This window comes from Cysteiniphilum sp. JM-1 (genome assembly GCF_008711525.1).
Lineage (GTDB): Bacteria > Pseudomonadota > Gammaproteobacteria > Francisellales > Francisellaceae > Caedibacter.
In genome coordinates this window covers 21,622-42,314 of record NZ_VXKS01000023.1, presented here as the reverse complement: position 1 = coordinate 42,314, position 20,693 = coordinate 21,622, and the positions used below count along the sequence as shown (strand labels likewise).

At 39.6% G+C, this 20,693-nt stretch carries 13 protein-coding genes; 10 read left to right on the top strand and 3 right to left on the bottom strand.

Features of this window, described 5'->3' with window-relative positions:
• Positions 1 to 154: 154 nt before the first annotated feature.
• Positions 155 to 538, top strand: coding sequence for a DUF4870 family protein (locus tag F3D68_RS09605; protein ID WP_224728284.1), 384 nt, complete (start codon positions 155 to 157; stop codon positions 536 to 538).
• Here F3D68_RS09605 and metH read toward each other — a convergent pair.
• From metH to waaC, 3 genes are all read right to left on the bottom strand, one after another.
• On the bottom strand, positions 530 to 4,177 hold the full coding sequence (gene metH / locus F3D68_RS09600) for a methionine synthase (RefSeq protein WP_151194221.1): 3,648 nt from the start codon (positions 4,175 to 4,177) through the stop codon (positions 530 to 532). The two genes, F3D68_RS09605 and metH, sit on opposite strands and share 9 nt — an antisense overlap.
• Before the next feature lie 127 nt (positions 4,178 to 4,304).
• Positions 4,305 to 5,246: a lipase/acyltransferase domain-containing protein gene (locus F3D68_RS09595; RefSeq protein WP_151194220.1), complete on the bottom strand. Its 942-nt coding sequence runs from the start codon at positions 5,244 to 5,246 to the stop codon at positions 4,305 to 4,307.
• Between the two features lie 157 nt (positions 5,247 to 5,403).
• Positions 5,404 to 6,402: a lipopolysaccharide heptosyltransferase I gene (waaC, locus tag F3D68_RS09590; RefSeq protein WP_191092786.1), complete on the bottom strand. Its 999-nt coding sequence runs from the start codon at positions 6,400 to 6,402 to the stop codon at positions 5,404 to 5,406.
• A gap of 185 nt (positions 6,403 to 6,587) precedes the next feature.
• On the opposite strand from waaC, the gene mutS reads away from it, so the two are divergent.
• The 9 genes from mutS to F3D68_RS09545 all read left to right on the top strand — a co-directional run bounded on the left by mutS (position 6,588) and on the right by F3D68_RS09545 (position 20,611).
• Positions 6,588 to 9,209 (top strand): DNA mismatch repair protein MutS, encoded by a 2,622-nt coding sequence (mutS, locus tag F3D68_RS09585; protein ID WP_151194218.1) that lies wholly within the window; start codon positions 6,588 to 6,590, stop codon positions 9,207 to 9,209.
• 159 nt (positions 9,210 to 9,368) lie between these two features.
• The gene (locus tag F3D68_RS09580) at positions 9,369 to 10,952 is read left to right on the top strand and encodes an ATP-binding protein (RefSeq protein ID WP_151194217.1); all 1,584 of its coding nucleotides are present in this window, start codon (positions 9,369 to 9,371) and stop codon (positions 10,950 to 10,952) included.
• A gap of 215 nt (positions 10,953 to 11,167) precedes the next feature.
• Positions 11,168 to 12,439, top strand: a complete 1,272-nt coding sequence (locus tag F3D68_RS09575; RefSeq protein WP_151194216.1) for an MFS transporter — start codon at positions 11,168 to 11,170, stop codon at positions 12,437 to 12,439.
• 317 nt (positions 12,440 to 12,756) lie between these two features.
• Entirely contained in the window at positions 12,757 to 13,290 is a 534-nt protein-coding gene (locus F3D68_RS09570) for a disulfide bond formation protein B (protein WP_151194215.1), read from the top strand.
• A 3-nt stretch (positions 13,291 to 13,293) separates the two neighbouring features.
• The gene (locus F3D68_RS09565) at positions 13,294 to 14,499 is read left to right on the top strand and encodes an efflux RND transporter periplasmic adaptor subunit (RefSeq protein WP_151194214.1); all 1,206 of its coding nucleotides are present in this window, start codon (positions 13,294 to 13,296) and stop codon (positions 14,497 to 14,499) included.
• Positions 14,500 to 14,510: 11 nt separating this feature from the next.
• Entirely contained in the window at positions 14,511 to 17,624 is a 3,114-nt protein-coding gene (locus F3D68_RS09560; protein WP_151194213.1) for an efflux RND transporter permease subunit, read from the top strand.
• A gap of 121 nt (positions 17,625 to 17,745) precedes the next feature.
• Complete coding sequence (locus F3D68_RS09555) at positions 17,746 to 18,870, top strand: ABC transporter ATP-binding protein (RefSeq protein ID WP_151194212.1); 1,125 nt, start codon at positions 17,746 to 17,748, stop codon at positions 18,868 to 18,870.
• Positions 18,867 to 19,784, top strand: coding sequence for an ABC transporter permease (locus F3D68_RS09550; RefSeq protein ID WP_151194211.1), 918 nt, complete (start codon positions 18,867 to 18,869; stop codon positions 19,782 to 19,784). The genes F3D68_RS09555 and F3D68_RS09550 overlap by 4 nt, the downstream gene beginning before the upstream one ends.
• Positions 19,784 to 20,611, top strand: a complete 828-nt coding sequence (locus F3D68_RS09545; RefSeq protein WP_117002345.1) for an ABC transporter permease — start codon at positions 19,784 to 19,786, stop codon at positions 20,609 to 20,611. Before F3D68_RS09550 ends, F3D68_RS09545 begins: the two co-directional genes overlap by 1 nt.
• The last annotated feature ends 82 nt before the right edge of the window (positions 20,612 to 20,693 follow it).

Here is a 20,693-nt window from a genome sequence, read left to right as displayed (position 1 = left end):
CACTAAAGCCTGATTTAGCAGCGCAGCCAATCTGGGTGAGTTTATCTTCTTGTCTGAGTTTCATGTATAGCTTTACCTGTTCTGTTGTGACTCGTTTTCTTGCCATACCTTAATCTTAATTATCTGCAGCTTTATTGATTAAGGAATAGCCTACATGATTCAACCGGCAATTCTAGTTGTCGTGATCGGTAAAGCTAATTGTCACCTAATACTCTATATCGTCGGTCTATTTACCGGTATCACCGCGCTAATCGGGCTAATCATGGCGTATGTCAAAAGAAATGAACATGATGTATCACCCGCTCTTAAAACTCATTTTGATTTTCAGATTAAAACCTTCTGGTATGGTCTGATTTATCTGATCTTATCGATTGTTTTAGCTTTTATTATCGTTGGCTATCTTCTGTATATCTGGTGGGTAATTTGGCTTGTCGTGCGCACCATTAAAGGCTTTATGGCATTAGATAGTGACAAAGCAGTCACTGGCAAAGATGGATTTTGGGGATTAGGCGAGTTTAACCTTAGCATCTCAAAATAAGTTAGGGCGTAACCATTTCTCAGCTTCTGATATACTCATACCTTTGCGCTTAGCGTAATCTTGGAGTTGGTCTTCAGCAATTTTACCCACACCAAAATATTTACTCTCAGGATGGGCAAAATAAAGCCCACTAACGCTTGCCGCAGGTGTTACTGCCATCGACTCAGTCAAATGCATCCCCATTTCAGGCGCGTTTAATAACTTAAACAGCGTTTCTTTTTCAGTGTGATCTGGACAAGCAGGATAGCCAAATGCTGGACGAATGCCACGATATTTACCTTTGATTAATGCCTCATTATCAAAAGACTCATCTGTAGCATACCCCCAAAACTCTTTGCGAATGCGCTCATGTAAATGCTCAGCAAAGCTCTCAGCCAAGCGATCTGCTAATACTTTAAACATAATCGCATTATACTGATCATGATTTTTCTCAAATGCTTTAAGTTGATCAGATGTTTCAATCCCTGTGGTGACAGCAAACGCACCAATATAGTCATCGATATTAAGGTCTTTTGGCGCGATATAATCGCTTAGTGCAACAAACGCCTTATTCGGATTACCCGTTTGCTGCCGCAATGTCTGAAATTTTGCTAAGGTTGAACCGTTTATATCATACACTTCAATATCATTACTAACACTATTGGCATGATACAAGCCATAGACTGCATTAGCTTTAAGCCACTTCTCATTAATAATCTGCTTTAACATCTCTTTAGCATCACTAAAAAGCTTCTGCGCTTCTTGCCCTTTGTGCGGATCATGTAAAATTTTAGGATAACTGCCTTTTAGCTCCCACGCATGAAAAAATGGACTCCAGTCAATCCGCTCAACAAGCTTTTGCAATGGATAATCCGTTAATACAAATCGCCCTAACTGCTTAGGCTTTTGGATCGTCTGTTGATCAAACACCAATTTCAAGTTTTGATTATTGCATTTTTCATAGGCATAAATCTCACGCGCTTGTTTGCTCTTTTGGTAATGCGCAACCAGATGCTCATATTCAGTCTTGATCTTCTGATAGTAACTCTCTTTATTATCGCCTAAAAGATTTGCCATCGTTGACACTGCGCGCGATGCATCCAATACATGCACCGTTGGCAAGTCATGTTTTGGTAATATCTTCATCGCAGTATGAATCTTTGACGTGGTCGCACCACCAATCAAAAGGGGCAAATGAACATTTTGTGCTTTCATCTCACTGGCAACCGTAATCATCTCATCAAGCGATGGTGTAATAAGCCCGCTTAACCCAATCATATCGGCATTTTCTTTTTTTGCAGTTTCAATGATTTTCTGATAGGGCGTCATTACACCTAAATCAATCACTTCATAGTTATTACACTGAAGCACCACTCCCACAATATTCTTACCGATATCATGCACATCGCCTTTGACTGTCGCTAGCACAATTTTGCCTTTAGCTTTTTGTGCTTGGGATTTCTCCTCTTGCAAAAATGGCTCAAGATAAGCAACTGCCTGCTTCATGACACGTGCTGATTTGACCACTTGTGGCAGAAACATCTTACCCGAGCCAAACAAATCACCAACAGTATCCATCCCCTGCATCAAAGGACCTTCAATCACACTTAGGGGATTACCAAGCTCGACTCTTGCCGCTTCAGTATCTTCGATAATATATTGATTAATACCCTTCACTAAGGCATAGCTTAAACGCTCAGTCATCGGCTGCTTGCGCCAAGAAAGATCTTCTTTTTTATCCGTTTTTGTGCCCGATAAGGTTTGCGCATATTCAACAAGCTCATCAGCCGCTGCTTTACGTGTGTTTAAAATCACCTCTTCAATGAGCTGTTTAAGTTTGGGATCAATATCTTCATAAATCGTAATTTGTCCAGCGTTGACAATTCCCATATCCATGCCTGCTTTAATCGCGTGATATAAAAAGATCGAGTGAATAGCCTCACGCACCAGATTATTGCCACGAAAAGAAAACGAGACATTACTAACCCCTCCTGAAATGCGCGCATGAGGGCAGAGCTTTTTAATCTCTCTTGTTGCTTCAATAAAATCAATACCATAACTGTGATGCGCCTCAATACCTGTGGCAACAGCAAAGATATTCGGATCAAAAATAATATCCTCGGTCGGAAATCCAATCTTCTCAACCAAAAGATCATATGCTCGTTGACAAATATCAACCCGCTTCTGTAAAGTATCCGCTTGCCCTTGTTCATCAAACGCCATCACAACAATCGCGGCACCATAACGAAGCGCAAGCTTAGCATGCTTGATAAATTCGTCTTCTCCTTCTTTAAGGCTAATGGAGTTAATGACACCCTTGCCTTGAATTTGTTGCAAACCCGTTTCAATCACCTCCCATTTTGAGGAGTCAATCATCATCGGTACTTTGGAAATATCAGGTTCAGTGGCAATAAGCTTTAAAAAACGCTCCATACAAGCTCGTGCATCTAGCATGCCATCATCCATATTGACATCAACGATTTGCGCGCCATTTTCAACTTGCTCTTGTGCGACATGAAGGGCTGCTTCAAAGTCTTGATCACGAATGAGTTTGGCAAACTTTAATGAGCCTGAGACATTGGTGCGCTCACCGATATTGATAAAGTTACTCTCTGGTGTCACCACTAAGCTTTCTAAACCTGATAAACAGAGTGTTTTGGCTTTTGGTTTAATCGCTCTTGGCGCCACATTTTCAATAAGCTTTGCCATCGCCTCAATATGCTCAGGTGTCGTGCCACAGCACCCACCTAGAATATTAACCAGATGGTGCTCAACAAATGGTTTAAGTTTATCTGCCATAATTTCAGGGGTTTCATCATAACCACCAAAAGCATTAGGCAATCCTGCATTTGGATGCATGCTAACAAATCCCTCGGCAGTCTTTGCCAGAGCCTCAATATGCGGATATAAATCATCAGCACCCAAAGCACAATTAAGCCCAATCGATAAGGCTTTAGCATGTTTTAAACTATAGTAGAAAGCATCAACCGTTTGCCCTGATAAGGTGCGCCCACTTTGATCGGTAATCGTTCCTGACAACATCACAGGCATCGATATATTATGCTTTTCAAAATAATCTTCAATCGCATAAATCGCCGCTTTAGCATTTAGGGTATCAAAGATCGTCTCAACCAAGATAATATCAGCACCCCCATCGATTACGCCACGCAAGTTCTCTTGATAAGCGCTCACCAATTGCATAAAAGTAATGTTTCTAAATCCGGGATCACTGACATCTGGTGAGATGGATAAGGTACGATTTGTGGGACCTAACACGCCAGCAACAAAGCGCGGCTTATCTGTTGTCGTGTATTTTTGTGTCGCCCTTTTAGCGATTTCGGCACCGGCTTTGGCAATCGCATAGACATGACCTTCAAGCGCGTAATCCGCCATAGAAATAGATGTACTATTAAAGGTATTGGTTTCGATAATATCAGCACCAGCTGCCAAGTACTTTTCATGAATCGCTTGAATAATTTCAGGTTGCGTTAAGTTCAATAAGTCATTATTGCCCTTTTGCTCTGATACCACTTCCTTAAACATTCGCCCTCTATAGTCCATTTCAGTTAAATCATAGGCTTGAATCATCGTGCCCATCGCACCATCAAGAAGTAAAATACGCGTTTTCAATAACGATTGTAACTGCTCGTAAGTAGACATAAATAAAGGTTCTTTGCTTAAGTAATAGGTAATCAATAAAAGTAACACGATTGTTTAGGGATGAGTAGGCTATTTTGCCCAGATTTTTTATAAATCATTTCCTGATTACCCACTCCAGGCATGGCAGCTAACTTTTATCTAGACACTTATAAATAAGCTCTGAGAATTCAGGACAACGCAGATAGCCATAAGACTTATGCGGATTATGATGGTATTTACCAAGCTTTTTATTAAAAATCCCATAATCACTAAACACTAGTTGATCAACTACTTGCACACCTTGATGGTTAGGACCATAAAGTGGTCCCAATTTCAGCCGATAACATGCCACATCACGTGGATCAGAGAAATTATACCAAGACTGCACAGCACTTGGCGTGCGTGGCTTATTCCTAAAATGACCATCTGTAAGTTCTAAAAAAGGATGTTTATAGGTAATCGCATAAGTTAAGGGCGACCCCATAGTGATAAAGCATTTAATGTTAATATCAGGCAAGAATGAACGGATATTACGTAACACATCATAGCAAATAATTGATCCCATCGAATGCCCGATAACAATAATTTCTTTACTCTCTTTAGCATGAACGCTTAACGCATCAATCAATTCACGCATCAAAATTTTGCGCAATGGTCTTTTTTGCCCTTTGCGATCATAAATCTCAACCTCGTCATTATAGTAATACGCCATATCGCGAAAGAGTTTATTGGCTGCCCAAAAAGATACTGGGTCATACTGCTGAATTAGGTTAACGCATTTGCGTACTGCATTTTGCCCAAGCAAACCCATTCTTTTGATTAATGAGTCCGCATAACGTGGGAAATTTTCTTTTTCCAAATAATAGTAAGGCTCATCATCGTATAACTCATCAAAATAATACGCCTCATCATTATGCAGTGGATATTTATGCAAAAGATCCGCCCAATAGACCATTTGAAAATTTATACCTTCATCATAACCACAGGTTTTTTCAAGTCCTTCTTCAATAGCCGACTTCCACCATGTTTGGATGACTTCTTTGGCATTTTTATTTAACAGCCCATGCACACCTAATATAATTTTATCCATAATTTATGATGACTACCTGTTTATTGTTCTTATGCTAACGGATATCTATACCGCCGATAAACCACATGATCAAAGTCTAATATACGTAAATAAAAACACAAATAAAACAGGCAAATGAGAAGGCATTATCTATGGATATATAATATCAGTAAGTAAACTATGCCAACGAGTCTGACTTCAACCACGCATTTAGGCGCTCGTAAATTGATTCCGCAGAGATTGCCACCTCGCATGGCGCGAAAACATCTTTGGTAATCGGACAAACTTTCTTTAAACACGGTGAACAAGTTAACTTCGATGATACATGGGTTACTTGTTTACCAATAGCACCTGTTAGCTTGGCAGATGTCGAGCCATACATGCCAATTACAGGCGCATTACAAGCTGCTGCCAAATGCGATAATCCGGTGTCAACAGACACAACGGCGTCACTTTGACTAAAAAGCTCCGCTAATTGCGTTAAGCTCATTTTATCAAGAACCACTGCATTTTGATGATTCTGTGCGATCTCATGCGCTTGACGCTTTTCATCATCATTGCCCCATGGTAAGAGCACTTTAATACCGTCATCGACTAATAACCTCGTTAGTTGCTGCCAATGCGCGAGCGACCAGTGTTTACTCGACCACGTTGTGGCATGTAAAAAAATCACTTGCTTATATGCGTTTTGTTTATGCCATTGATAAGAAATACCATAGTCAATTTCATCTGAAGCCGTATAGTTAAATACTTTGGCAAACAGTTCTTTAACTCGCAAAATCGCGTGGCTCCCTTTGGCTACAGCAATTTTATGCTGATAAAAAAAGCTTGCGGCAGGTTCTCGTGCTGAGAGTTTATCTAAGCCATATTTGACACCTTTAGCACCCTTGGTAATCCAAGCACTTTTCAACAGTCCTTGCGCATCGATAATATAATCATAACGCTTTGATTTTAATTTCTTTTTAAACGCACGAATTTCAGCAAAGTATTTAAATATATTCTTACGCCATTTACGCACTTCTACTTCAAGCACTTCATTAACCGCTTGATGCCACTTAGGGATCTCGGCAAAAGCCTTTTCAACCACCCAGTCAAACTCAATCTCAGGCATTTGCTTTTTAGCTTCTGTTAACGCTGGTAGCGTATGCAGCACATCACCTAGAGATGATGTTTTCACAATTAAACATCTTTTCATTAACTTTTATAAATCATCATCTGTTTTATTATTGACGCCAACATTCTAATGATTTTTAAACGACAATGCTATGGGCACAAGTTAAAACGTTTTGTTAAAATAGCCATTAAAAGTCGTCACTCTATCATGTACAATACTCAGCATTGATATTTTTAGATAACTACGCCATGTCGACTGAAAGCACGCACACACCAATGATGCAGCAATATTTAACGATTAAATCTCAATACCCTGAGACGCTTTTATTTTATCGCATGGGTGATTTTTATGAGTTATTTTATGACGATGCGCACAAAGCCGCTAAACTTCTGGATATCAGCCTTACAACACGCGGCAAGTCCAATGGTGAGCCCATTGCTATGGCAGGTGTACCTTATCACGCTGCTGAGAATTATCTATCACGCTTGGTCAAACAAGGCTTAAGTGTAGCTATTTGTGAGCAAGTGGGTGATGTTAATAACAAAGGTCCTGTCGCACGTGAAGTTGTGCGTGTTATTACTCCAGCAACTGTCGCTGAAGAAAGCTTTACCGATAGTCACGATAGCAATATTCTAATGGCAGTTTTTGAGAGTAAAACACGTATAGGCATTGCCTATTTGGAGTTTACTCAAGGTGAGCTTAAAGTACTTGAAATCAAACGTGAGGATAATACACTTCACGATCAGGCGCATCGCTTAAGAGCCAAAGAGTTACTGACTTGTGAATCAAGTTCCGATGAAATTCAACCTAATCTGAGAAATGAACAAATCTCTATCCAAAAGCGTCCCGAGTGGGAATTTCAATTAATGGGTGCTAAAAAATTAATTCAACAGTATTTTGGTCAAAATGCCTTAACTGATGAGCTCAATAAAAAACCTTTAGCAATATCAGCCGCTGGCGCTTTACTTAATTATCTGGAGAATACGCAAAAAGCAGCACCGAAACATCTACATAGCATCGCCATCGAATCTGATGAGAGTTTATTAAATATTGATGCCTCAAGTCGACGTAACCTTGAGCTTGAAACAAGCCTCTCAGGCAAAGGCAATCACACACTTTTTGCAATTATCAATAAGTGTCAAACAGCGCTTGGTAATCGCCTATTAAAGCAATGGTTTAAATCGCCAACAAAAGATCATCATATTTTGAATAGCCGCCAAGATGCAATACAAGATTTAATCAATCAAGCTGCAATTGATGATATTCAACATTTGCTTAAGCAAACGCAAGATATCGAGCGCATTGCCTCACGTATTGCTTTAAATAGTGCCAAGCCAAAAGACTTAATTGCCCTCAGACACACTCTAAGTATTTTACCTGATCTCAAAGCAACAATTGAAAACAATCAGCATGATCCATTGCTTATCACACATGCCAAGCATTTAACACTATTACCGCAAATTCTGATACTTTTAAATGCATCTTTAGTTGATGAACCACCGATCACCATTCGCGATGGCGGTGTAATAAAGGAAGGTTTTGATGCACATCTTGATGAATTGCGAAACATAAGTCAGCATGCAGGTGATTATTTAATTCAACTGGAACAACAAGAGCGTGAACGCACGGGAATAAACACGTTAAAGGTTAGCTTTAATAAAGTGCATGGTTACTATATTGAAATATCCAAGGCGCATAAAGTAGAGCTGCCAGTTGATTACACGCGCCGACAAACACTCAAAAATGCTGAGCGTTACATCACACCTGAACTTAAATCCTTTGAAGATAAGATTCTAAGCAGTGCGGAAAAAGCACTCGCCTATGAGAAAAGTCTATATCAGGATATTTTGGAGCAGATTCTTGTGGTGTACCAAGATCTGCAACAAACGGCAAAAGCAATTGCTGAGATTGACGCTTTAACGAATTTAGCAGAGCGTGCGATCACCTTAAAATTAAATCGCCCCCAATTATTAAGAGATAAGATGTTGGACATCCAAGATGGACGACATCTAGTCATTGAAGCTTTATCTAAATCGCCCTTTATTGCCAATAGTAATCGCTTGGATCAGAAAAAGCACTTACAAATTATTACAGGTCCTAACATGGGCGGGAAATCAACCTATATGCGTCAGATTGCACATATTGTATTTCTTGCACATTTAGGGTCTTTCGTTCCCGCGCAAAGTGCATTAATTGGTGATATTGATGCGATTTATACACGTATTGGTGCATCTGATGATATCAGCTCTGGGCGCTCAACTTTTATGGTGGAGATGACAGAATGCGCGCATATTTTGCGTCATGCAACGGATAAGAGTCTTGTGCTAATGGATGAGATTGGACGTGGCACCAGTACGTTTGATGGCTTAGCACTGGCAATGGCATGCGCTGAAAAGCTGTTAAAAATCGAAGCTTATACACTTTTTGCCACACATTATTTTGAACTGACTCACTTAGCTGCACAATACCCTACTTTAGAGAATATCCACTTTGAGGCAACAGAATATAAAGATACGATTATTTTCCTACATCAAGCCAAACCAGGTGCTGCGCTTAAAAGCTACGGCATTCAAGTGGCAAAATTAGCAGGCGTGCCCCATGATGTATTAAAGAATGCCAAAAAGATTCTATCGCGACTGGAGATGCGTGATAGCGATCCTTACGCACCTATTCAGCAGAGTTTGGATTTCAGTTTCACAGCTCACCATGACCATAATGACAAACATGATAATGACATGGCACATGATTATGAATTGGTGATTGAAAAACTTAAAGCACTCGATCCTAATAAACTCACTCCAATTGAAGCAATGACCACACTATTTGATCTTAAATCAGCGCTTGAAACTGCAGAGAAACAACTGGTTTAAATTCGTTATATTTTATCGGCTAAGACTATATATTCAGCGATAAGTGCTAACCCGTACTCTGAGCATTAGTCAAAGCCATATGTCCTCTCTCTCCCTTCGACTTTACAATCATACTTTGCTAAACTTTAAAATAATTTAAAAGTGATTAGCGCTAAAACCATGAATGAAGCACAAAAAAATCTCCCCATCGGTGATTCTACTCTTACTCAAATTAGAGCAAGAAATGCCATCTATGTTGATAAAACTCGACATTTATTACAGATGATTAACTCAGGGCGGTACTTCTTTTTATCACGTCCTAGACGCTTTGGCAAAAGCTTAACCCTTGATACGTTAAAACAGCTTTTTCTAGGTAATAGAGCGCTATTTAAAGACACCTTTGCAGAGACTAATTGGGATTGGGATACCACTTACCCTGTTATTCATCTAAGCTTTGGAGGCTCGAGTGCTTACAATAGCGAAAGAGCGACATTAGATATTATTGAACTCACCTTAGAAGAGCATGCAAAGGCACATGATCTCTCACTTCCCAAACGAGATTATGGTGCTCAACTGCATTATCTCATTAGAGCATTACATGAAAAATACAATCAACCTGTTGTCTTACTTGTCGATGAATACGACAAACCAATTTTAGATGTCATCACCGATGAGCACGCAGCAATACGTAATCGTGAAATATTAAAGGGGCTTTATAGTGTTATTAAGGATAATGATGTGCACTTAAAGTTTGTTTTGCTCACAGGAGTAACCCGATTCTCTAAAGTCAGTTTATTCTCAGGTCTTAATAATCTTGAAGATATTAGTTTAATGCAACCTTATGCAGATATCTGTGGTTATACACAAAGTGAGCTTGAATCTGCATTTCAAGACTATTTAATCGATGTTGACAAAGACAAGCTTAAAAAATGGTATAACGGCTATAACTTTGGCGGTCATGCGCAGCAAAAGGTTTATAATCCTTATGACATCTTACTCTTTATCCGTAATCAATATGAGTACCGCGATTATTGGTTTCAAACGGGGACTCCCTCATTTTTAATCCAACTGCTGCAAAAGCATCGCTATCGCGTCCCTGACTTTGAAAACTATCAAGTACAAGCGCGCTTTATTGACAGCATTGATGTAAAAAATATCCCACTTGAAGCATTGCTATTTCAAGCAGGATACTTGACCATCAAAGAAAAAATAAACATTGGCATGCAAATCGGTTATCGCCTGAAGTACCCTAATCTCGAGGTCAAAGCCGCTTTCAATAATTGTGTCTCGCTCATTGGCACAAACTCGCACGCCAATGCGGTTAACACTAGCCGCCTAAGTGACAGTTTACTGTCTGATGATTGGCAAATGTTTTATGATTGTGTGGTCGCCCTGTACGCCTCTATCCCTAATGAATGGTATCGCAATAACCCCATTCAAGATTATGAAGGTTTTTATTGCACAGTGATCTATAGTTATCTAACCGCACTTGGTTATGATGTGGTAGCTGAAGACTCCACCGCAATTGGGCGCATTGATATATCGATTGTGATCCCTGATTACAAGGTCATTATTCTTGAGCTTAAAGTCGCTAATGATAAAGATCTCTCTAAAGACGCATTACAACAAATTATTGACAAAAACTACGCCCATAAATTTTTGCATTTAGGTTTTCCGATTTATCAAGTCGGGATTTCCTTTGATCAGAATACTCGCGCAGTCAATGGTTTTGTGGTTGAACCGTTTTTAAATAATGAGAATTAGTTCTGTGCAGAGATGCTGTAAATTGCTTTGTGATGGCTATATACCAAGGCGAATCGCACTACACTATTTGATCTTAAATCAGCACTTGAAACCGCAGAAAAACAACCAGTTTAAATTCATTACATTTTGTGCAAAATTATTTAGCATTTGCGCATTGCAATCGCTTTAACTCAAAGTCATAATGCTTTTTCGTTTATTAAAAACCCTGATGAACTTTGAAAGCGACAATAACAACCAATAAAGTACATTTAAGTTTATTCATCTGGTTTTTGGGTGCATTTTTTTTCTTTTGCGAGTATTTCTTGCGCGTCTCCCCTAGTGTCATGCTGCCTGAGCTTTCCGACAAGTTCTCAGTAACTGCCGCGGGGCTTGGTGCTTTATCTGCCTTTTTCTATTATCCATACATTCTCATGCAAATCCCTGTTGGTATGATTACCGATAAATTCGGTCCTAAAAAAGTGATGATGCTAGCTGCTTTTATCACTGGTATTGCTTGTATTATTTTTGCTCTAGCCAATAGCTTAACACTTGCCATTGTTGCACGTATGCTCATGGGTTTTTGTGGTGCATTTGCGTTTGTCGGCACACTGCGTTTAGCGATTAACCTCTTCACACCGAGCATCTTTGCCATGCTCACTGGCATCACTCAAGCCATGGGCATGCTTGGCGCTGCCGTTGGTGAAGCGCCAATGAGTATTTATGTGCATCATGTTGGTGTTGAGGTCGCGATGCTTAGTTTTGCGATATTATTTTTCATCATCGGTTTTCTTATGCTTTGGATGAGCAAACACAGTGTAACGAACCAACCGTTTGCAGCGATTAACAATAGCAGCAAAATATCCCAAGGCATTAAAGAAGTGATAAAGAATAAAGCACTATGGCTAAACTGCCTGTTTATTGGTTGCCTATATGGACCAACAACCGTTTTTGCCGAGATGTGGGGCGCGTCATTTACTGCGAGTTTCAGAGGGTTGCCGCACACAGATGCCGCCTTTACCACCAGTCTTATTTTTATTGGCATGGTGTTTGGTTGCCCTTTGTTTGGTTTTTTAAATAGTATTTGCAACGCACTGCAATTGATGCGTTTATCCGCTTTGCTTTGTCTTATCTTAATGATTGTGATTATTTATATTCCTGGATTATCGCTACTTGAATTACAGATAATTTATTTTTGTTATGGGATTTGTAATGCTGGAATCATTCCTTCTTATAACCGTTCAGCCCTTTTGGTACCACGCCAATACTCAGGCATAGCACTTGGTATTACTAATATGTTCTCAGTGTTATTAGGCGCAATATGCATTCAACTTGTCGGCATTTTGATTCATCTAGTCAGTAGCAATCAAATGCAAAGCACACATATCTATCCAGCTGAAATCTATCAACGCATATTTATACTGATTATCGTCTTGTTCTGTATTTGTTTGGCACTCTCTTTCAAAATGAAACCCATCTCAAAATCAACATTACTTGCACACGTTTCGTAACATTAACGTAATTCGATATAAAAAAGCACAAGACCTGTTGGATTTACTGCAAACTCTCGTTAAAATGAACACCTGTTCTAATTTTGGGTTTTACAAGACAGTATAACGATTAATGATCAACAAAATTTGCCATGTGCCAACGATACAACAAGATACTGATTACATAAATACTTTGTCAAAATCGTGTAATTTTAGTATTTTTACGACTATTCATCACTACTTTCAGCTAGCATCTACTATGCTAAATAATGACTTCAATGCTTTTTGCTCTATAATGGTTAAACGCATAAAGCAATTTGAGATTAAAGGAAATCAATATGCACGGATTTAAAAGCCCGCAAATCTATTTAAAAACATTTATCATTGGTCTTTTGGTGATTGCTGGCATTATCTATTTTGAGCTAACGGGTTTAAAACCTTGTCCGATGTGTTTACTACAACAATTTGCTATTTTATTGATTAGTATCCTCTCTCTTGTAGCCCTTATCCATAAACCTAAAATAAAAGGGGTGCGTATTTATAGTTTTATCCTTGGCATCATCGCACTACTTGGTGCATTGGTTGCCTTGAAACAAGTTTGGATGCAGATAAATCCAAGCGAATATATCGGTAGCTGTGAGGCGGGTGTCGATAGTTTATTTCAAAATCTACCTTTTTTGGACTTCTTAAAGTCACTTTTCACAAGTGGACCTGATTGCTCACAAGTTGACTGGCAACTGTTTGGCTTAAGCATGGCAAGTTATAGTTTTATTATCTTTATCGTACTTAGTACGCTACATTTTTGGCAGTTTCTATTTTATAACCATCGCAATTTAATAAATAAAACAACAAATATGAAAACAGAAGGATAAATCATGGCTGAACTCTCCCTAAAAGCACCTAAGAAAAAGCTTATTAAAGCTTTTATCATCGTCATTGCCATTCTTGTCGTTATTTTTGGCGGCATCTTTGGCTTTGCCAGTTTTGTCAACGGTAAAAAGGCTTCAGCCATGGCAACTTGGAAAATGCAAGCACCTGAAGTCACTGCTACTGATGCTAAATCTGAAACGTGGTACCCAAGTGTTAAAACCATTGGTGAAGCTGTCGCCATCCAAAATGTCAATGTTACCGCTCAAGCTTCAGGCTTGGTATCAACCATCTCGTTTGAATCCGGACAAATGGTTAAAAAAGGTGATGTGTTATTCACACTTGATACGCAACAGTTACAAGCACAACTAAAGCAAGCTCAAGCTGATTTGGAACTTGCTAGAATCACCTACCAACGTGATGCTGATCTTTTAAAACAGCAAGCCGTCTCACAACAAACGGCAGATCAATCAAAGGCACAATATGATGCCAATCTTGCCAATGTTGAATCGATTCAAGCTGATATCAACTATCGCACGGTAAAAGCACCGTTTGATGGTAAGATTGGCTTGCGTCAAATTAGCCTAGGTCAATACTTCAGTGCTGGCAACAGTGCAGCAACGCTAACTGAAATATCACCGATTTACATAGATTTTAGTATTCCACAAAATAACTTTAGCAATGTTAAAGTTGGCGGTGACATTGAGTTTACTTCTGACTCCTATCCAGGTGTTACTTTCAAGGCAAAAATCACTGCTATTAACTCACAAATCACCAGTGATAACAGAGCACTTAATATTCAAGCAACCTTTGATAACAAGGATCAACAACATTTGATCTACCCTGGTATGTTCCTTGATGTCAGTTTAATTTTGCCACCAATTCCAAACACCATCATTATCCCGCGCAATGCCGTAAGCTATACCCTATATGGTGAAACAGTTTATGTACTTGAACCTGATTCAAAAGATGGTCAACCTGTGATGTCTGAATACAGCGCTATGAAAGATGGTCAAGTCCAGTTAGTATCAACAGGTAAACAGCAATACATAGCCAAGCAGGTTCCAGTGAAAACCACTATGACTAATGACAATAAAGTCATCGTTGAAGGCATTAAAGCTGGTGACATGGTGGCGACCTCTGGTCAAAACAAACTGCAAAACGGTGTTAGTGTTGTTATCAATAATGACGTTGACTTCAAAAACAACCCATAGGAAAACGGCATATGCATTTTATTGATATCTTTATAAAACGGCCTGTGCTATCAACGGTGATCAGCTTACTGATACTCGTTGCTGGGATAGGGACCGCATTCACCTTGCAGGTACGCCAGTACCCATATATGAACAATGCGACAATTATTGTAACAACCGCTTATCCTGGCGCTAATCCTGAGATTATTCAAGGGTTTATCACAACACCACTGGAGCAATCCGTTGGTGCAGCTGACGGTATTGATTACATGACATCGCAAAGCGTATTGGGTTTAAGTACACTAACGATTAACGTAAAATTAGGTGCTGATCCTAATAATGTACTTAGCCAAGTGGTACAAAAAGTCAATGCCGTACAAAACGTCATGCCAAGTGGAGCGCAATCACCCGCAATTGACATGCAATCAGGTAACTCATTTCCATCACTCATTTTAGGCTTTACCAGTGATGCCTTAAATGAACAAGAAATTACAGCTTATATCAAAAACCAGCTAACCCCTAAGCTACAATCTTTAGGCGGCATTTCCAATGTGATCATTTGGGGGCAAAAAGATTATGCTATGCGTGTTTGGTTAAACTATGACAAAATGGCACGTTTTAATGTCACCCCTGATGATATCGCCAATGCATTACAAGCCAATAGTTTGATTGCTGCTGGCGGACAAATCAAAGGTCCTTATTTTAATGTCACCTTAAACCCAACCACCAACCTTGATAATGCACAAACGTATAAACAATTGGTAGTTAAAAATGAAAATGGCAATCTCGTTCGATTAGGTGATGTTGCGACGGTTGAATTAGGTGCTCAAACCTATAGTGCCAATGTAAGCTTCAATGGTAAATATGGCGTTTTTGCAGGTGTCGTCGCCGCCTCTGATGCTAACGTCCTCACTGTCGTTGATAATATCATGAAGGACTTGCCAAGTATCAAATCCAGTCTACCCACTGGTTTGAACATGAATATTGTCTACAACAACACCACTTACATTAAAGCATCTATTGAGGACGTAGTAAAAACACTGATTGAAGCGGTGATTATTGTAACCGTTGTTTTATTCTTATTTATTGGTTCTTTTCGATCCGTTATTATCCCAGTGGTTGCTATTCCATTATCGATGATTGGTTCATTCTTATTAATGTTTCTTATGGGCTTCTCAATCAACTTATTAACCCTGTTATCGATGGTACTTGCTATTGGGCTCGTGGTCGATGATGCGATTGTTGTGCTTGAGAACATTTACCGACACATCGAAGAAGGAGCAACCCCTTTTGAAGCAGCTATTCAAGGTGCCAGAGAAATTGCCAACCCTGTGATCTTAATGACATTAACCCTTGTTGCCGTTTACTTACCGATTGGGATGATGGGTGGCTTAACAGGGATATTATTTACTGAATTCGCCTACTCATTGGCAGGAGCAGTGGTTATCTCTGGGATTGTTGCCTATACATTCTCACCAATGCTCTGTTCAAAAGTCCTTTCTAAATCAATTACTGAGGCAAAAACAGTTAAGTTTATTGATAAGCTATTTGAAAAACTTAAAAATGCTTATGAGCGTGCCCTACGTCTTGTGATGAGCGTGCGCATCGTCGTGATTTTATTTGGTGCAGTCGTCTTAATCAGCTGTTATTCATTATTTATGGGCACGAAATCAGAGCTTGCACCAACAGAAGATCAGGCCTTTATTGGTATCCAAGGAACTGCCCCTTCTCCTGCTAACATTCACTATTTAAATACTTTTGCACCAGCGCTTTATAAAGACATGCAAAGCTTACCAGGTGTTGAATCAACATTCGTTGTCAACGGCTATCCGCAAAGTAATAACAGCTTTGGCGGCGTGGTATTAAAACCATGGAGTGAGCGCAAAGAAACACAAATGGCAATCAAACCGGTACTGCAAAACCTTGTCAATAACGTCGCAGGTTCTCAGATTTATACCTTTGAAATGCCGTCGTTACCAGGTATTTCATTTGGTCCACCGATGCAGTTTGTCATCCAATCCGTTAATAGCTATCCTGGAATTTACGCCATTGCTAATGATGTCATCAACAAAATGATGTCAAGCGGGTTGTTTGTCTTTGCTCAAAGTGATCTACAATTTGATAATCCTCAAATGATTGTACAAATTGATCGTGAAAAAGCAGCTTCCTTGGGTATTAGCATGCAGCAAATTGCTCAAGCACTTGGTTATGCTTACTCAGGAGGTTACGTTAACTACTTTAGTATGCTTGGTTACAGCTATCAGGTTATTCCTGAGCTTGCGGATGATTTGAAGTTGACCAAAGAACAGCTTGGACAAATCCGCATTACCACAGCCAGTGGTAAGCTCGTGCCACTTTCAGCTATTGTGACATTTAAAACGCAAAGTGTACCACTGAGTTTAAACCGTTTCCAACAGCTAAACTCAGCGACCATTAACGCGGTAACCACACCAGGCATTAGTCAAGGTCAAGCGATTGAATATATGCAAAATCTTGCTAAAACAGAACTGCCACAAGGTTATACGCATGACTACGCAGGTTCTGCACGTCAGTTCTTAGAAAATAGCAGCCAAATGGCAGTTGCTTTCTTATTCGCCCTGATTGTGATCTTCTTGATGCTTGCAGCTCAGTTTGAAAGCTTCAGAGACCCATTGATTATCTTAATCAGTGTACCGATGTCAATTTGTGGCGCGTTAATTCCGCTGTATCTAGGGCAACTATTTAACTTAGGTTATGCCTCAATCAACATCTACACGCAAGTTGGTTTGATTACCTTGATTGGTCTGATTAGTAAGCATGGTATTTTGTTGGTGGAGTTTGCCAATAAACTGCAAGAAGAAGGCTATGATAAAGTTGAGGCGATTTTAAAATCAGCTGCCCTTCGCCTGCGCCCCATTCTTATGACAACGGCTGCAATGGTTGTTGGTGTTATACCATTGGTGCTCGCTACAGGAGCTGGAGCTGTTAGTCGCCAATCTATCGGTATTGTTATTGCATCTGGTATGACAATTGGTACGCTTTTCACCCTTTTTGTTGTACCTGTTGTTTACACGTATCTTGCCAAAGATCGTCGTGCACTCATTGAGCGCTGGAAAGAAGAAGATAAGATCATCGCACAAATTAATAAAAATCATCATTTAGAATAATTTCTCATTAGGCGTATTCAATACGCCCCTACTATATATTTTTGCTTTCCATTTTATAAAAACCCCTTTATCCTATAGCCTGATTTTTTAACGCGACTAACAGATGGGGGATTTATGCCCAATGGAGAGAACAACTAATAATAAGAAACCACTCATTAGCATTCGTAATTTAGTCAAACGCTTTGATGATGGTCATACTGCCGTTGATGGCATTTCTTTAGATATTTATCCAAAAGAGTTTTTCGCCCTGCTTGGTAGCTCAGGCAGTGGTAAGAGTACTTTGCTTAGACTTTTGGCGGGGTTTGAACAGCCAACTGATGGAAAAATACTCATTGATGGCGTGGATATGACCAATATCCCACCGTATAATCGCCCGATTAATATGATGTTTCAATCTTATGCACTTTTCCCACATATGACGATTGAGCAAAATATCATGTTTGGTCTCAAACAAGATAAGCTACCCAAAGATGAAATCATCAAACGTACTGCATCTGCACTTAAGATTATTAAGATGGAGCATTTAGCCAAACGTAAACCACATCAATTATCTGGCGGTCAACGTCAACGCGCCGCATTAGCACGTTGCTTGGCAAAGCGTCCTAAGCTTATTTTGCTCGATGAGCCATTATCAGCCCTTGATAAGAACTTACGTGATCAAATGAAGTTTGAACTAGTAGACATCCAAGAGCAGACCGGTAGTACCTTTATCATGGTCACGCATGATCAAGAAGAAGCAATGACGATGGCGTCACGTATTGGCATTATGTCCGAAGGTTGGCTTGAGCAAGTAAGTCCTCCACAAGAGGTTTATGAGTTCCCTAAAACGCGCTTTGTTGCTAATTTTATTGGTAAAAGTGCGATTTTTGAGGGTGCCATTAGTGAGATCAATGATGACTCAAGTGTCATTGATTCCGATGAAACCAAGTGCTCGTTTAAACTTGATCGCCGCATTGATGGTGTTGAAGCTCAACAAATCTGGGTTGGACTCCGACCTGAGAAAATATCTATCTCGAAAACGCCACCTGAAGATTACAACCCAAGTCACCCAGTCAACACGATCGTTGGTAAAGTTAAAGATATCGCCTATATGGGCGGTTTATCAACTTATCACGTTGAAAGTGCAAGCGGCAAACGTATCACAGCAACAGATTTCAACGTTGAGCGTAATGCCGATCATCCAACTTGGGAAGATACAGTTTACCTGACATGGGAACCTGAAAACATTATGGTGTTGTACTCATGAAATGGCTTCATAACTTTGATCCTCATTTTGTGCATAAGTGGCAAAATCGCTTTGTTATTTTGGTTCCAATGTTATGGTTTATGGTATTTTTGCTCATACCTTTTTTGTTTGTTTTAACAATAAGCTTCACGCTACCTGACAATGGCACACCACCTTTCACTGCCATTTTGCAATACACTGACCATACCTTACATATTATTTTACATCTAAGTAACTATATGCAAACGCTAAGCTCTAATTTGGTGTTTATTGCCCTGTTTGACTCAGTTAGTGTCGCTTTTTTTACGACGATTCTTTGTATTCTCATCGGTTATCCAATGGCGTTAGCACTATCGCGCATCAAACGCAAAAATGTTCAGCTGATTTTTCTGATCATGATTATTATCCCTTACTGGACATCATTTTTATTGCGAACTTACGCATGGGTGACACTTCTTGGCAATCATCAACTCAATGTCTTTTTGATGAAATTAGGCTTACCAAGCATGGCATTGCTATACAATAACTTCTCAATGTATTTAGGGATGGTTTATTGCTATCTGCCCTTTCTGGTATTACCCCTGTATGCCACATTGATCAAATTGGATCCTATTTTAAATGATGCTGCAGCTGATTTAGGCGCTACACCAGTCAAGACATTTTTTAAAGTGACTTTGCCACTGTCAATGCCTGGGCTTATCGCTGGAAGTCTACTGGTATTTATCCCTGCGGTTGGCGAGGTGGTAGTGCCGCAAATCATGGGTGGATTAAATAGTGTTATGATCGGTAGTGTTATCTGGGAGCAATTCTTTACTGCCAATAACTGGGGAATGTCAGCAGCGATGTCTGTTATCTTATTGATTATTTTGGTGATCCCTGTGATTTGGATGCAAAAAATCCAACAACGTCAGGCAAAAGCTTCTGGGAGTCTATAATGCGTATTTCCTCTTTTTTTTCATACAGTAAAGTAATGCTCATTCTAGGCTTGATATTTCTATACATCCCTTTAGTGATTCTTATCCTTTTTTCATTTAGTAATTCACAAATCATTAACTTATGGGGTGGGTTTACCTTAGATTGGTATAAAGAACTCTTTCAAGATGGGGATATTATTAGTGCTGCTTTAATCAGCTTACAAGTTGCCCTTATTGCCTCATTGTGTGCGACAGTACTTGGCACCATGGTGGCCTATATCATGACGCGCTTTAACTACTTTAGAAGTAAAAACTTCCTTTATGGCATGGTCATCACACCTCTGGTGCTTCCAGACATTGTCCTTGGGGTCTCACTGTTGTTGATGTTTACCTCTTTACAGAATCTCATCGGTTGGCCACATGGGCGCGGTATGATGACAATTATCATCGCACACATTACCTTTTGTACTGCCTATGTGACGATTGTCATGCAAGCGCGTATTGCCAGTGCTGATCGCTCTATTGAGGAAGCAGCAATGGACTTAGGTGCCAAGCCTGCTAAAATTTTCTTTCAGATTACCCTGCCACAGATCATTCCCTCATTGATTGCCTCATTTTTATTAGCATTTACGTTATCGATTGATGATTTGGTTATTACTGAATTTGTCGCCGGCAGCAGCGACCCTACCTTGCCAATGTATATTTACTCAACCGTTAAAAATGGACCTACACCTGAAATTAACGCATTAGCCACATTGATGATTGCCATCATTTCAACCTGCGTTGTTGTGGGTGCATACATTGCCTTTAAGATGGAAAGTAAGCGTAAAAAACAAAAGCAAAAATAAATCAACGTGATCATAAAAAATACACTTGACATCTGGCATCAGATCGCGACAATGGCAACATCTTAAAATATAAATACTAAAT